This is a genomic window from Undibacterium sp. TJN19 (assembly GCF_049339485.1).
GTDB lineage: Bacteria > Pseudomonadota > Gammaproteobacteria > Burkholderiales > Burkholderiaceae_D > Undibacterium.
In genome coordinates this window covers 100137-114719 of record NZ_JBMPPL010000010.1, presented here as the reverse complement: position 1 = coordinate 114719, position 14583 = coordinate 100137, and the positions used below count along the sequence as shown (strand labels likewise).

Here is a 14583-nt window from a genome sequence, read left to right as displayed (position 1 = left end):
ACTCCTAATTAATATGCCAATTCCAATTTTGGTTATCGACAATAACGAATTCAGGAAGGATTGGCTTTATGCTTTGAGCATCCGGTGTGAGGCAACAAGATTAAATCAGAAATGTGGAGATACTTAATTGCTCTTCCGGGATATGTATCCATTCAGTAAACGCATGTTTAAGTGTTTCCGAGTTGCCACCAGTATAGGCTGTAATGGCGGGCGTGCCACTCTCAGAAGTTATCAGGAGTCGGTCGGCTAGCAGGTGTTGCAGGCGCGTTGCCACGGCCTTTCCGGTATCAACGAGCCTGATAAGTTTACTGTCATCAGTATATGCAGATATGAATTCATGGATGAAATCAGCGACAAAAGGATAATGAGTGCAACCTAGCACCAAGGTATCGACTTTTGCATTTAACAAGGGGGGCAGGTAGTGTTGCAGCAAAGAGCGAATTTGATCTGCATCTACTTCTTTTTTTTCTATTTGCTCTACCAGACCTACGCAGGCCTGGGAAAAAAATTCGACGCCTGTTTCTTCGTTTAACTGAACGCGTAATCTTTGGTATTTATCACTCTGTATCGTCGATAAAGTAGCCAGAACGCCGACTTTTTTTGTTTTGCTCAGCAGGGCGGCTGGTTTTAATCCAGGTTCTATGCCAACAACAATCAGGTCCGGATACAACTGACGCATATGGGAAATCGCTGCTGCGGTTGCTGTATTGCAGGCAACCACCACGGCTTTGATATCCTGGCTGAGTAGAAAATCTGTGATGGCAATACTGCGTTTCAGAATCTCGTGACTCGTCTTGTCACCATAGGGCGCAAAACTCGAGTCCGCCACGTATACCAATTTTTCATGTGGCAGGGCTTGATGTATGTGCTGCAATACTGATAGACCACCAACCCCTGAATCAAATACCCCTACAGGAGCAGAACTGTCAAACTTCATGTAGAGGTATTCTCATTCTGATTTATCTTGCCTGGTTCACTTTTTGTTGATTGCTGGCTCAGGAGCCACTGACAGGAATGATCCCTATCTTTGCCTGCCATTCTTTCGGGCCAGTGTTGTGTACGGAAGTACCACTGGAATCAACCGCAACGGTGACAGGCATATCGACGACATCAAATTCATAAATTGCTTCCATGCCCAGATCAGCAAAACCAACGACGGTGGCTGATTTGATGGCCTTGGAAACCAGATAAGCCGCACCTCCAACTGCCATCAGATAGGCAGACTGGTGTTTGCGTATGGATTCAATGGCGACAGGGCCGCGTTCTGCCTTGCCTATCATGGAGATCAGACCAGTTTTTTCCAGCATCATGTCGGTGAATTTGTCCATGCGGGTTGCTGTGGTCGGGCCAGCGGGGCCAACTGCTTCATCACGCACAGGATCAACCGGGCCTACGTAATAAATGACGCGGTTGGTGAAATCGACAGGCAGTTGTTCGCCTTTGGCGAGCATGTCCTGGATGCGCTTGTGTGCGGCATCACGGCCAGTCAGCATTTTGCCGTTCAAGAGCAAGGTCTGGCCTGGTTTCCAGGAAGCGACTTCTTGCTTGCTCAGGGTGTTCAGATCTACGCGTTTGGATTTTTCTGTATCAGGTGCCCAGCTTACATCCGGCCAGTCAGACAGTTTTGGTGGTTCTATGTAGCTCGGGCCGGAACCATCCAGTACAAAATGCGCATGGCGGGTGGCCGCGCAGTTAGGGATCATGGCAACTGGTTTGGATGCAGCATGGGTAGGGTACATATTGATTTTGACGTCAAGGACGGTAGTCAGGCCGCCCAGGCCTTGTGCACCTATGCCCAGGGCATTGATTTTGTCGCACAATTCAATCCGCAATTCTTCAGTCTTGTTTTGCGGGCCGCGTTGTTTGAGTTCATACATATCGATGTCATCCATCAACGACTCTTTCGCCATCAACATCGCTTTTTCTGCGGTGCCGCCTATGCCTATGCCCAACATGCCTGGCGGACACCAGCCAGCGCCCATTGTAGGTACGGTTTTCATGACCCAGTCAATCAGTGAATCAGAAGGATTCAACATGACGAACTTGGTTTTGTTTTCAGAGCCACCGCCTTTTGCCGCAACTTTGACATCAACTGTATTGCCAGGTATCAGTTCCATATGGACGACGGCTGGCGTATTGTCTTTGGTATTCTTGCGCTCAAAATGCGGGTCAGCCACGATGGATGCGCGCAATTTATTGTCTGGATCGTTGTAGCCACGGCGAACGCCTTCATTGACAGCGTCGATAATCGAACCGCTGAAACCTTCAAAGCGCACACCCATGCCGATTTGCAGGAAGACGTTGACGATGCCCGTATCCTGGCAAATCGGGCGACGGCCTTCAGCGCACATACGCGAGTTGGTCAGGATCTGCGCAATCGCATCTTTTGCCGCCGGGCTCTGTTCGGCCTCGTAGGCACGTGCCAGATGAGCGATATAGTCTGCGGGGTGGTAGTAACTGATGTATTGCAGCGCGGCTGCTACGGATTCGATCAGATCGTCTTGTTTGATGACTGTCATGATTTGGCTCTGGGCTAGGTGAAAGAAAACTGGAATTTCGTAAGGCGTTAAAGCAATAAACAAAGCTGTTTGAAAAATATGATCAGCCCCAGTGATACTGGGCAACGCGCCTGGAGCTGTTGAGTTTCATTAATGTTTGCTGGCGACTTGCGCGGTGTCGGTCATGATGCGGTCGCAATGGGCAATAGCCAGTGCTGACAATAAAAACACCAGATGTATCAGGGTCTGCGACAGGATGACATGCGGTTCATAATTGCCTGCATTGATAAAGGTTTTCAATAAATGAATGGAGGAGATACCGATGATAGCCATCGCCAGTTTCACTTTAAGAACGGAGGCATTGACGTGTGAAAGCCATTCAGGCTGATCGGGGTGACCATCAAGCCCGAGTCGTGACACGAAGGTTTCATAACCGCCGATAATTACCATGATGAGCAAATTGGAAATCATGACAACGTCAATCAATCCCAATACCACCAGCATGATCGTGGTTTCGGTCAGTTTGCTGGGGCGCACGCCACCTGTGGCAACTGCATCAAAAATATGTTTAAGCGCGGCTTCATTACCCATCGCAGCGCCGATCAGATCAACCAGTTCAACCCAGAAATGGAATACATACACGCATTGCGCCAGTATCAAACCCAGATAAAGGGGAAGCTGTAACCAGCGACTGAAGAAGATTAAATTGGCGAGCGGTGAAAGTTTTTTGATGGAGTCTGGTTTTGGCATGTGTGCAATCTTGGTAGCTACGCTATAGCGTGTTGACGAGCAAGCCTATATTTTACATGGGCAATCGCAATTGGTGTGCCTGCCACTGTAGAGGTAGGTACATAGTGGAGATTAAATGGTATTGCTGTGGTATCATTTTCATCATTGTAAGACCGTAAGGCTTGAGTAAGTCTCTCAGTTTAAGGTTTGCCTAATTTAATACCGCTCGGGACTTGTGCAAAATGGCAGTGTCATACTGCAATGGTTTTGCCTGAGGCTTACAGAAGTGAAGATTTCAATCAAACGATAACAAGTTGGAGATAAAAATGTCTGACCTTAACGCTGTGCATACAGAAGCCAAAGCTGAATCCCGTATTTTTTACCCGCCCGCAGAATTTGCTGCCAATGCTGCAATTTCAGGTATGGACGCCTATAACGCATTGTGCAAAGAGGCTGAGCAGGATTACGAAGGCTTTTGGGCCAGACTGGCACGCGAAAACCTGCATTGGCACAAGCCTTTCGAAACCATTTTGGATGAGTCGAATGCGCCTATGTATAAGTGGTTTGAAGATGGCTTGCTGAATGTGTCTTACAACTGCTTGGATGTCAATCTGCAAAACGGCAATGCAGATAAAATCGCCGTGATATTTGAAGCAGATGGCGGTGAGGTAACAAAAGTAAGCTACCAGGAATTGCATCAAAAGGTCTGTCAGTTTGCCAATGGCTTGAAATCGCTGGGCATTGGCAAGGGAGACCGTGTAGTCATTTATATGCCAATGTCCGTAGAGGGGGTCGTGGCCATGCAGGCCTGCGCCCGCATCGGGGCCACACATTCGGTGGTATTTGGCGGCTTTTCGGCTAAGTCCCTGCAAGAGCGTATCGTGGATGTTGGTGCGGTTGCTGTAATCACGGCTGATGAGCAGGTTCGCGGTGGCAAGCATTTGCCCTTGAAGTCTATTGTCGATGAAGCACTGGCACTGGGCGATTGCGAAAAGGTAAAGAGTGTTGTGATTTATCAGCGTACCGGTGGCAAGGTCAATATCGCTGAAGGCCGTGATCTGTGGATGCATGAGTTGGTCGCTACGCAGTCTAAGGTGTGCGAGCCGGAATGGGTTAGCGCAGAGCACCCCTTGTTCATACTTTACACATCGGGATCCACTGGCAAGCCGAAAGGCGTACAACATTCATCAGGCGGCTATCTGTTGTGGGCCATCTTGACAATGAAATGGACTTTCGACATCAAGCCTGCCGATGTCTTCTGGTGCACTGCTGATATCGGCTGGGTAACGGGACACACCTATATCACTTATGGTCCCTTGGCTGTCGGCGCAACTGAGATTGTGTTTGAAGGTATCCCAACATTCCCAAATGCTGCCCGTTTCTGGAGCATGATAGAAAAGCACAAGGCAACGATTTTTTATACGGCCCCTACAGCAATTCGCTCTTTGATCAAGGCAGCAGATGGCGATGCCAATGTGCATCCGAACAAATATGATTTGTCTTCCTTGCGCTTGCTCGGCTCTGTCGGCGAGCCTATCAATCCTGAAGCCTGGATGTGGTACTACAATAACATTGGTCGTGGCAATTGCCCTGTCGTTGACACCTTCTGGCAAACTGAAACCGGCGGACATATGATGACGCCGTTGCCAGGTGCAACGCCTTTGGTTCCAGGATCCTGCACCTTGCCTTTGCCTGGCATCATGTCAGCGATTGTCGATGAAACGGGTCATGATCTGCCGAACGGACAGGGTGGTATCCTGGTGGTGAAACGCCCTTGGCCGTCAATGATACGTACCATCTGGGGTGATCCTGAGCGTTTTAAAAAGAGCTATTTCCCCGAAGAATTTGGTGGCAAAGTCTATCTGGCAGGCGATGGCGCGATCCGCAACAAGGATACGGGTTATTTCACCATTACTGGCCGTATTGACGATGTGCTCAATGTATCCGGGCATCGTATGGGTACGATGGAAATTGAATCTGCATTGGTGGCAAACCCCCTGGTTGCCGAAGCGGCTGTGGTTGGCAAGCCAGATGAAACCACGGGCGAAGCGATTTGTGCTTTCGTCGTATTGAAACGTTCACGTCCAACTGGTGATGAAGCCAAGCAGATCGCTACCGAACTGCGTAACTGGGTTGCCAAGGAAATCGGTCCGATAGCGAAACCAAAAGAAATTCGTTTTGGAGATAACTTACCGAAGACACGTTCTGGTAAAATTATGCGACGCCTGTTACGTGTGCTGGCAAAAGGCGAGGAAATTACCCAGGATATTTCTACGCTTGAAAATCCGGCAATCCTTGAGCAGCTCAAGCAGGCACAATAAACTGATAAAAATTAAAGAATACCGACAGCTTCACACAGATGAGGCATTTGTATAAATACCGGTAATATTAAAATGGCACTGCATGTTGAGACATGCGGTGCCATTTTTTATTTCAACCTGATTGTTGATTAGCGATTGGTGCGTGACATGAATACCAGGCGCTCAAACAGGTGCACATCCTGCTCATTCTTTAATAATGCACCGTGCAGCGGTGGTACGATGGCTTTATTATCTTTGCTGCGCATGGCTTCCACTGGGATATCTTCCGCCAGCAGGAGCTTGAGCCAGTCTATGAATTCTGAAGTGGATGGTTTTTTCTTCAGACCAGCAACATCGCGGATTTCATAAAAGGTTTGCAAAGCCTGGGCGAGCAAGTCTGTTTTCAATTTGGGGAAATGTACATCGACAATTTTCTGCATGGTTTCCTTGTCGGGAAACTTGATGTAGTGGAAGAAGCATCGACGCAGGAAGGCGTCCGGCAATTCCTTTTCATTGTTTGACGTAATGATGACCAGTGGGCGGTGTTTGGCGCGTACCATTTCGCGGGTTTCATAGACATAGAATTCCATGCGGTCAAGTTCGCGCAACAAATCGTTGGGAAATTCTATATCGGCCTTGTCGATTTCATCGATCAGCAAAACCACGGGTTCGTCAGCAGTAAATGCCTGCCACAAGACGCCCTTGATGATGTAGTTGTGAATGTCCTTGACGCGCTCGTCACCGAGTTGTGAATCACGCAAACGTGACACGGCGTCATACTCATACAGGCCTTGCTGGGCCTTGGTAGTGGATTTGATATGCCATTGCATCAGGGGCATATTCAGCGCCGCTGCAACCTCTTCAGCCAGCATGGTCTTGCCTGTGCCTGGTTCGCCTTTGATCAGCAGAGGGCGCTGCAAACTCAGTGCCGCATTTACCGCGAGCTTCAGGTCATCGGTGGCGACATAATTATCGGCACCATCAAAACGGAGATTATTTGGAACTTGCGTCATGGTATTGGTCAGTTGTTTACGTGGATGTTTGAATAAACAGCCCGATGAGTATAAGCCAGAATCCGGGCTCTTGTGAACGCCTGTTCTTTTTTGCTTGCCTTGGTGATGTCTCTACGGTCGTTTTTTTGTTTGCCGTCTTACATAAATGCGGCTTTTTCATCCTTACTCGCCTTTGTTGCCCCAGGTTTTTTACGCAAATTTAACTGTAATCAGCTAAAATGCTGCGTTAAGTCAAAACATTGAATTTATTGATCTGCCTGCTAATTTAATATTCGCTACTATGAAAAAATTGTTTGCACTCCTCGCTCTGGCGAGCCTCGCTCAAGCTGCCATGGCAGCTGATCCGGTTGGCAATCCTAAAGATGCCGCAGAAAAGAAAATCGCCATGTGTATCGGTTGCCATGCTATCCCTGGATATAAGGCGACTTTTCCTGAAGTGTATCAAGTGCCCATGATCGGTGGACAGTCAGTTAAATACATCGAAAATGCCTTGAAAGCCTATCAGAAAGGTGATCGCAAGCATCCAAGTATGCGTGGTATTGCCGGTAGCCTGTCTGAGCAAGATATTGCTGATTTGGCAGCCTATTACTCTCAACAAAAATAAAAACAGGAGCAGATTATGAAAAAAACCATGTTGATGGCGACCTTGTTGTCCCTGACGTCGTTCGCTGCTGTTGCTGGCGGTGATATTGAGGCAGGTAAAGTTGCCGTGAAAAAATTTGATTGTGCTTCTTGCCACGGCGATAATTACAGCACACCTAAAGATCCGTCCTACCCTAAATTGGCTGGTCAGCATGCGGACTACATCGCTCAGGCGTTAAAAGCTTATCAACGTGGCGGAGATGTTGCAAACGGTCGTGCTAATGCAACTATGGGGCCAAAAGCGAAAGAGTTGTCGAATACTGACATCCAGAATATTGCAGCGTACTTGCACAGTTTGCCCAGTGAGCTGGTTCTGAAAAAATAATCAGAGAATATTTGCAAAAAAGCTACGATTTATCGTGGCTTTTTTTGTATCCTGATTTTGCGAAAGCATAGTTTTGCATGAAGCAAATCGCAGAAATTCTGATGCAAGCGAAAAAAAACCGACCATCAGGTCGGTTTTTCTTAAGTAATTAAAAATTACTTGGAAGCAGATGCGGAAGCTGCTGCTGGAGCAGAAGCTGCTGCAGAAGCTGCTGGAGCTGCGCCGGAAGCTGCTGCTGCATCAGAAGCTGCTGCTGGTGCTGGAACTGCTGCTGGGGCTTCTGCTGGAGCAGATGCTGGTGCTGGAGCAGCTACGGAAGCTGCTGCAGATGCGGATGCCGCGTCGTCTTTTTTACCGCAAGCAGCCAAAGCGATTGCCAACAGGGAAACGAGCAAGAGTGATTTTTTCATGTTTGTACTTTCAATAAATAGATCAAAAAAGAAGATCAAAACTTTGCGATGAATAATTACCGGTAATTATCGCTCTATAGGTTAATTCGCGAGCTTCTCGCCAAAACGACATTCGGCCCCTACGAAAGTTTCCTAACCCGAGATTATAATGATTTTTCCAATGTTGGAATAGGTTTAGATGCATTTTTGCACTCAAAACAATCATTATTTATAAGTAAGAGCCCAGTTTTAGTAGGAGTTTTCAGCTTTTTCTTGAAAATAGGGCTCTTGCCGGAAGAAAATTTTCTTTCAGATTATGAAAAAATGGCGCAATGCAGCATTGGTTAACAAATTTCCAGCCAACCATCTTCGTACCATAAGCAAAATGCTTCCAGCACATCGGCTGAGACGGCGGCCAGATCTGCGCCATCAAGCCTTCTTTCATTTGCCAGTTTATTCAGGCTGATTTTGTCTTCCCTATTTACCGCAAATGATTCGCCGTTGATAAAGACATGCTTGCCTTTATAGAGCATTTGCGATTTGTTGGATAATTTCAGTCCATTTTTGATGGCAGCCTGGTGAAAACGCTTCGGTGCCAGGGGTTTTTCAGGACCGCTAAAGAAGACGTTGGGTTTTGGTTCGGTAAGATGTTCGCCCAAAAAGATCAAAATATCATCATCAGTAAAGCGTATTTTTGCAATTTCTGCTGAGATATCGTCAACCATTTCATTACTGATTTCGGCTGGTTTGGTGCTGGGCTTCAACTCAGGGTCAGCATATCGTCCAGGAAGGTCGATGGATTCTGACATAAAATGCAGAAAAGACTCACCCAGCTCTTGATATGAAGGTGCGCGAAAACCTATGGAATAAGTCATGCATTCACCAACAGCGACGCCGTCATGCGCATATTTCGGTGGCAAGTACAGCATGTCGCCAGGTTCAAGTATAAATTCCTGTTCGGCTTTAAATTTGCTCAGGATTTTAAGTGGCATGCCTTCGACCAGCGTCAAATCCTTCTGGGCGCCGATACGCCATTTACGTTGTCCATGAGCTTGCAATAAAAACACGTCATAGGAATCAAAATGCGGCCCGACGCCACCACCATCTTCCGCATAACTGATCATCAAGTCATCCAGCCGGCTGTCGGGGATGAAGCGAAACTGCCTTAACAGGGCATTGGCGGCGTCATCATGCAGATTGACGCCCTGTACCAGCAAAGTCCAGTCCTGCTTCTGTTTGACCGGTAAATGCTGTTGCGGGCCATTCTTCATTTCCCAGTGCTTGTTGAAAAAACTGATGAGTCGCGATTCCACATCGTCGCGACCAGACAGCGCGAACAATTCATCTTTGCTGAGTAAAGGTTTGAAATCAGGAATGGCCTGACGTATCAGTAATGGCTTTTTATGCCAGTATTCGTTCAGAAACTGCTCGGCAGAAATGCCGCCCAGCAGGGGCAGGGGTGGTGTGATTTTTTTCATTTCAACATTATAGGCTGAGGCAAACAGATGTACTAGACGGGTATAATTCGTCAGCGAATTAATTTTTAAGGAATTGTGATGAAAATAGGCAAAAACTCGGTTGTTACGGCTCGTTATACACTTAAAGATGCGCAAGACAATCTGATTGAAGATGGACAAGAGCCTATGGTTTATCTGCATGGCGGCTATGATAATATTTTTCCCAAGATAGAAGAAGCACTGGAAGGACAGGAAAAAGGTTTTAAGGCGACCATACAGTTAAATCCGGAAGACGCATTTGGCGATTACGATGCCGAACTGGTCAAGGTCGAGCCACGTGAGCGCTTCCCATCGCCGCTCGAAGTTGGCATGCAATTCGAAGGCATGCCAGATGATGATGCAGAAGATGCGGATGCACATATTTTCACCATCACCGATATCGCGGAAGATAAGGTTGTGCTTGACGGCAATCATCCGCTGGCTGGCATTGCCTTGCGCTTTAGCCTGGAAGTTGAAGATGTCCGCGAAGCCTCGGATGAGGAAGTCGCCCACGGCCATGTGCATGGCGCGCATGGCCATCACCATGATGACGAGGATGATGAAGACGAATCCGGCAATGAATATCGCAGCCACCCACTGCATTGATATTCGCTTCTCCGGTGAAATGAACGATGAAATAAGTTCTGATAAAAAAATGCCGCTGGTTTCAGCGGCATTTTTACTTATAACAGTGATACGTCACTTCATTTGTGATGACTTAAGCCCTTTAACTCGTACAAGGCGGCCAGGGCTTCCCTTGGCGTCATGCTGTCGGGTTCCATGGCATCCAGTGCATCCATCAATTCTGTATTGAGGGGCATTGCTTCCACGGGTTCTGGCTCGGCGGCTATCGGGCTCGTAGAAAACAAATCAAACTGTGGGGTTGATTGCAGTGATTGTGCTTCCAGGTCAGCCAGGTGTTTGCGGGCAGATTTGATGACTACCTGTGGTATGCCTGCCAGTTGCGCCACTTGCAAGCCATAGCTTTGCGAGGCAGGTCCGGCCTGTACTGCATGCAGGAAAACAATGTTTTCTTTATGCTCAACTGCTGAAAGATGCACATTTTCAGCAGTTGAATGTACATCAGGCAATTGCGTCAACTCAAAATAGTGGGTGGCAAACAGCGTATAACTTTTTGACACCTGTATCAGGTGCTTGGCAATTGCCCATGCCAATGCCAGGCCGTCAAAAGTGGATGTGCCACGACCCACTTCATCCATCAGCACCAGTGAATGCTCAGTTGCACCATTCAGAATGGCGGCTGACTCTGTCATTTCCACCATGAAAGTTGACCGGCCACCGGCAAGGTCATCTGCTGCGCCTATGCGCGTGAATATTCTGTCTATGGGGCCTATCGTTGCCTCTGTTGCCGGCACATAGCTGCCCACATAAGCAAGCAGGGTGATCAGGGCAACCTGGCGCATGAACGTGGATTTACCGCCCATGTTGGGGCCGGTAATAAGCAATAATTTGCGTTCGGCAGAAAAATCGCAATCATTGGCGATAAAGCGTTCAATCTGGTTTTCCACGACAGGGTGACGACCCTGGCTGATTTGCAATACAGGTTCGGTCACCAGTTGTGGTGCACACCAGTTATTGCGGGTGGCGTGTTCAGCCAGGCTGACCAGGGTGTCGAGTTGCGCGATGGCATTGGCGACTCTTTGCAATTGCGCTATTTGTGGCAATAGATCCTGCAGCAGGCGTTCATACAGCATTTTTTCGCGTACCAGTGCCCGCTCTTGTGCAGACAATGCCTTGTCTTCAAAGGCTTTCAGTTCTGGCGTGATATAGCGCTCTGCATTTTTCAGTGTCTGGCGACGGCGGTAGTTGTCCGGTACTTTGTCGGTCTGCCCATTGGTGACTTCAATATAAAAGCCATGCACGCGATTATATTCAACGCGCAAATTGGCGATGCCGGTACGCTCGCGCTCAGATGCTTCTAGTTCTATCAGGAACTGACCGGCATTTTCTGATAGTGCGCGAAGTTCATCGAGTTCGCTGTCAAATCCTGTCGCAATGACGCCACCGTCACGTACCATGGTTGCCGGTTGCAGCATCAACCCCCGTTCCAGCAAATCCAGGCATTCTGCGGGCGTATCCAGATCTGACAAGACCTTTGTCAATAAACTGGTCTGATTATCTGCAATGCACATGCTCACATAATTGCGCAGGCCGGGCAGGTGCTGCAAGCCATCCCTGAGGCTGGACAAATCACGCGGGCGTGCTGATTGCAGTGCGATGCGCGTAGTGATCCTTTCTATATCCGGCACAGACTTCAGCGTTGTCGCCAGGCCGTCAGTAGAGTCTGCCTGTACCAGCGCCTTAATTGCATCGTGACGTGCACGTGCTACGCCCTGGTCGCGGCGTGCATGGTGGAGCCAGTGACGCAGCAGTCGGGAACCCATGGCGGTGCGGCAATGATCCAGCAATGAAAATAGTGTCGGCGATTCTTGCCCGCGCAAGGTTTCTGTCAGTTCCAGGTTGCGGCGGGTGGCAGTATCAAGCCCAATGAATTCATGCTCGCTTTCGACATTGAGCGTGTTGACATGCTTTAGACCGCGCCCTTGTGTACTCTCTGCGTAACGCAATAATGCGCCGGCTGCACCCAGCGCGGCATTCAGGTTTTCAACGCCAAAGCCAGTCAAGCTTGCCGTACCCATCTGATCTTGCAAGGATTTTTGTCCTTGTTTCACATCAAAATGCCAGTCCGGCAGTTCAGAAAATTTGCCTGGTAGTTGACTGTAATGCTCTTCCAGCAATAGGGTGCCAGCTGACAGCAAGATTTCGGCCGGGCTGATGCGTTCTAATTCTTGTTGCAGGCGTTGTGGCAGGGATTTTTCATCGGTAGAAATCTCCATTAGTTTCAGAGCACCACTTGCCAGTGACAGCCATGCCAGGCCTATGCTGACGGTTTTTCTTTGTTGCAGCATGCAAAGCGCTAGCAGAGGACGCTCAGATTTTTCTGGTAGAAGATCTGTGTCGGTCAGTGTGCCGGGTGTGATCACCCGCATGACCTTGCGTTCTACCGGGCCTTTGCTGGTAGCCGGGTCACCAATTTGTTCGCAAATTGCAGCGGACTCACCTATTTTCACCAGTTTGGCCAGATAGGGTTCCAGGGAATGAAATGGCACGCCGGCCATCTTGATCGGCTCGCCACCAGAACTGCCACGCTGGGTCAGGGTGATGCCCAGCAAGCGTGAAACTTTTTCAGCATCACCAAAAAACAGCTCGTAAAAATCGCCCATGCGATAAAACACCAGGGTGTCAGGGTGATCTGCTTTGATGCGCAGATATTGCTGCATCATAGGCGTATGTTGTATTTCTTTCGTGGTCATAGCTTTGGGAACTTAATGCTGAATGCGGTAAATCAAAATTGCCAACTTGTGTTTTGTGCGCACCATATCATAGACGAATGACGTGGTCTATGGCTGAGGGGCTGTCAGGTTTGTAGTGCCAAGGTTTTTGCAAAATGAAGATGGCTCTGCATGTCGGACAAGAAATCGCAACAAGCGCAGAAATTTTATAAAAAGTTTTTGAATTTGAGGCACAAGCATACTTCATATACTTGCAATATTGCGGAGTTTACAGCTGATAAATTCTGCAAAAGAGGCGAGTCATAAGAGGGGGTGTACTGCCGCATTCATGGTGCAGGCATATTTTTTGATGTTTGCGGAGGCTGGAATTGCTCCCGCAAACATTTTCTCAGTTAAAAATCAACCGTTGCCGCGACTGCCAGAGCGGCGTGGCGCAGACTGTTTTACTACCGGCCTTGGGCCAGCAGGCCGTGGTTTGGCTTGACCATCTCGTGGCGCACCTTGCGCTTGTGCGGGGCTTTTGCCTGGAGCACGCGCCTGTTGTGACCGGCCTTCGCCTGACGGACGCTGACCGCGGCCTGCTGGTTGGCTCCGGCCACCACCAGGTGCGCCGAAGCTGCGCAGTTGTATCGGTTGTGCCTTGGCATGTGGGTCAGGGATGAAGCCATCAATGATTTCTTGCGGAATCTGGCGCTTGATGAGCTTTTCTATGTCAGCAAGCAATTTGAATTCATCAACGCAGACCAGGGAAACTGCTTCACCAGTGGCACCAGCGCGGCCAGTGCGGCCTATGCGATGGACATAATCTTCTGGCACATTCGGCAAATCATAATTCACGACGTGTGGTAATTGATCAATATCGATGCCGCGTGCAGCGATGTCGGTGGCAACCAGTACCGGCAAGCTGCCATCCTTGAATTCGGCCAGTGCCTTGGTGCGGGCAGACTGACTCTTGTTTCCATGAATCGCCATGGCCGCTACACCATCTTTACCCAATTGCTCGACCAGTTTGTTTGCGCCATGCTTGGTGCGGGTAAATACCAGCACTTGTGACCATTGATGGGTCTTGATCAGATGGGCCAGCAAAGGATGTTTTTTATCACGGTCTACAGGGTGCACTTTTTGTGCAATCACTTCTACCGTGGAATTGCGGCGTGCCACTTCTATCATTGCCGGGTTATCCAGCAACTTATCGGCCAATGCCTTGATCTCGTCAGAGAAGGTAGCTGAAAAAAGCAGGTTTTGACGCTTGGATGGCAAGACTGCCAGTACTTTTTTGATGTCGTGAATAAAGCCCATGTCCAGCATGCGGTCCGCTTCATCCAGCACCAGAATTTCAATATGGCGCAGGTCTATGGTGCCTTGTTGATGGTGATCGAGCAGGCGGCCTGGTGTGGCTACCAGAATGTCAACACCTTGCTTTAGCAACTTGATTTGCGGATTGATACCGACACCGCCAAAAATAACGCCTGAATTCAATGGGACATATTTACCATAGGTGTTCACGCTTTCTTCTACCTGCGCTGCCAGCTCACGGGTTGGTGTCAACACCAGTGCGCGGATAGGGCGCTTGCTGGTTTTGTCTTTCGGTGCGTTTGCCGAGGTAGAGAGACGCTGCAAAATAGGCAAAGTGAAGCCAGCAGTCTTGCCGGTTCCTGTTTGCGCACCTGCCAGCAGATCACCACCCTTAATGACAGCAGGTATTGCCTGCAACTGTATGGGGGTAGGGGATGTGTAGCCTTGTTCGCTGACTGCGCGAACAATGTTCTCGGATAAGCCGAGTTCGTTGAATGTTGCCATGTGGTTTTACTGTGTTTCTGTATGACCGGGTTGATATATATCAGCCCGGTACGAGAGGCGAGGGCGCTCCAGTATTA

At 48.8% G+C, this 14583-nt stretch carries 12 protein-coding genes; 5 read left to right on the top strand and 7 right to left on the bottom strand.

Features of this window, described 5'->3' with window-relative positions; translation table 11 throughout:
• Positions 1-100: 100 nt before the first annotated feature.
• The 3 genes from murI to ACO0LH_RS22555 all read right to left on the bottom strand — a co-directional run bounded on the left by murI (position 101) and on the right by ACO0LH_RS22555 (position 3248).
• Positions 101-937, bottom strand: coding sequence for a glutamate racemase (murI, locus tag ACO0LH_RS22565; RefSeq protein ID WP_422943388.1), 837 nt, complete (start codon positions 935-937; stop codon positions 101-103).
• Between the two features lie 58 nt (positions 938-995).
• Entirely contained in the window at positions 996-2519 is a 1524-nt protein-coding gene (locus ACO0LH_RS22560) for a fumarate hydratase (RefSeq protein ID WP_422943387.1), read from the bottom strand.
• Between the two features lie 129 nt (positions 2520-2648).
• Positions 2649-3248, bottom strand: a complete 600-nt coding sequence (locus tag ACO0LH_RS22555; protein ID WP_422943386.1) for a TIGR00645 family protein — start codon at positions 3246-3248, stop codon at positions 2649-2651.
• Between the two features lie 305 nt (positions 3249-3553).
• On the opposite strand from ACO0LH_RS22555, the gene acs reads away from it, so the two are divergent.
• Entirely contained in the window at positions 3554-5548 is a 1995-nt protein-coding gene (acs, locus tag ACO0LH_RS22550) for an acetate--CoA ligase (protein ID WP_422943385.1), read from the top strand.
• A gap of 128 nt (positions 5549-5676) precedes the next feature.
• On the opposite strand, the gene ACO0LH_RS22545 is transcribed toward acs, so the two are convergent.
• Positions 5677-6540, bottom strand: a complete 864-nt coding sequence (locus ACO0LH_RS22545) for an AAA family ATPase (protein ID WP_422943384.1) — start codon at positions 6538-6540, stop codon at positions 5677-5679.
• A 280-nt stretch (positions 6541-6820) separates the two neighbouring features.
• Here ACO0LH_RS22545 and ACO0LH_RS22540 point away from each other — a divergent pair, with 280 nt between their 5' ends.
• The 3 genes from ACO0LH_RS22540 (at position 6821) to ACO0LH_RS22530 (ending at position 7934) form a co-directional block, all read left to right on the top strand.
• The gene (locus ACO0LH_RS22540) at positions 6821-7144 is read left to right on the top strand and encodes a c-type cytochrome (RefSeq protein WP_422943383.1); all 324 of its coding nucleotides are present in this window, start codon (positions 6821-6823) and stop codon (positions 7142-7144) included.
• Between the two features lie 15 nt (positions 7145-7159).
• Positions 7160-7507, top strand: a complete 348-nt coding sequence (locus ACO0LH_RS22535) for a c-type cytochrome (protein ID WP_422943382.1) — start codon at positions 7160-7162, stop codon at positions 7505-7507.
• A 169-nt stretch (positions 7508-7676) separates the two neighbouring features.
• Complete coding sequence (locus ACO0LH_RS22530) at positions 7677-7934, top strand: hypothetical protein (protein ID WP_422943381.1); 258 nt, start codon at positions 7677-7679, stop codon at positions 7932-7934.
• A 306-nt stretch (positions 7935-8240) separates the two neighbouring features.
• On the opposite strand, the gene ACO0LH_RS22525 is transcribed toward ACO0LH_RS22530, so the two are convergent.
• A complete protein-coding gene (locus tag ACO0LH_RS22525) occupies positions 8241-9374 on the bottom strand; it encodes a JmjC domain-containing protein (RefSeq protein WP_422943380.1) in 1134 nt (377 codons plus the stop codon).
• A gap of 78 nt (positions 9375-9452) precedes the next feature.
• Here ACO0LH_RS22525 and ACO0LH_RS22520 point away from each other — a divergent pair, with 78 nt between their 5' ends.
• Entirely contained in the window at positions 9453-9998 is a 546-nt protein-coding gene (locus ACO0LH_RS22520) for an FKBP-type peptidyl-prolyl cis-trans isomerase (protein ID WP_422943379.1), read from the top strand.
• A gap of 98 nt (positions 9999-10096) precedes the next feature.
• Here the strand turns inward: ACO0LH_RS22520 and mutS are convergent, their stop codons facing one another.
• Both mutS and ACO0LH_RS22510 read right to left on the bottom strand, forming a co-directional pair.
• Positions 10097-12727 carry a DNA mismatch repair protein MutS gene (gene mutS / locus ACO0LH_RS22515; RefSeq protein ID WP_422943378.1) on the bottom strand — a complete coding sequence of 877 codons (2631 nt, stop codon included), beginning with the start codon at positions 12725-12727 and terminating at the stop codon, positions 10097-10099.
• A 378-nt stretch (positions 12728-13105) separates the two neighbouring features.
• Positions 13106-14506, bottom strand: a complete 1401-nt coding sequence (locus ACO0LH_RS22510; RefSeq protein WP_422943376.1) for a DEAD/DEAH box helicase — start codon at positions 14504-14506, stop codon at positions 13106-13108.
• Positions 14507-14583: the final 77 nt, after the last annotated feature.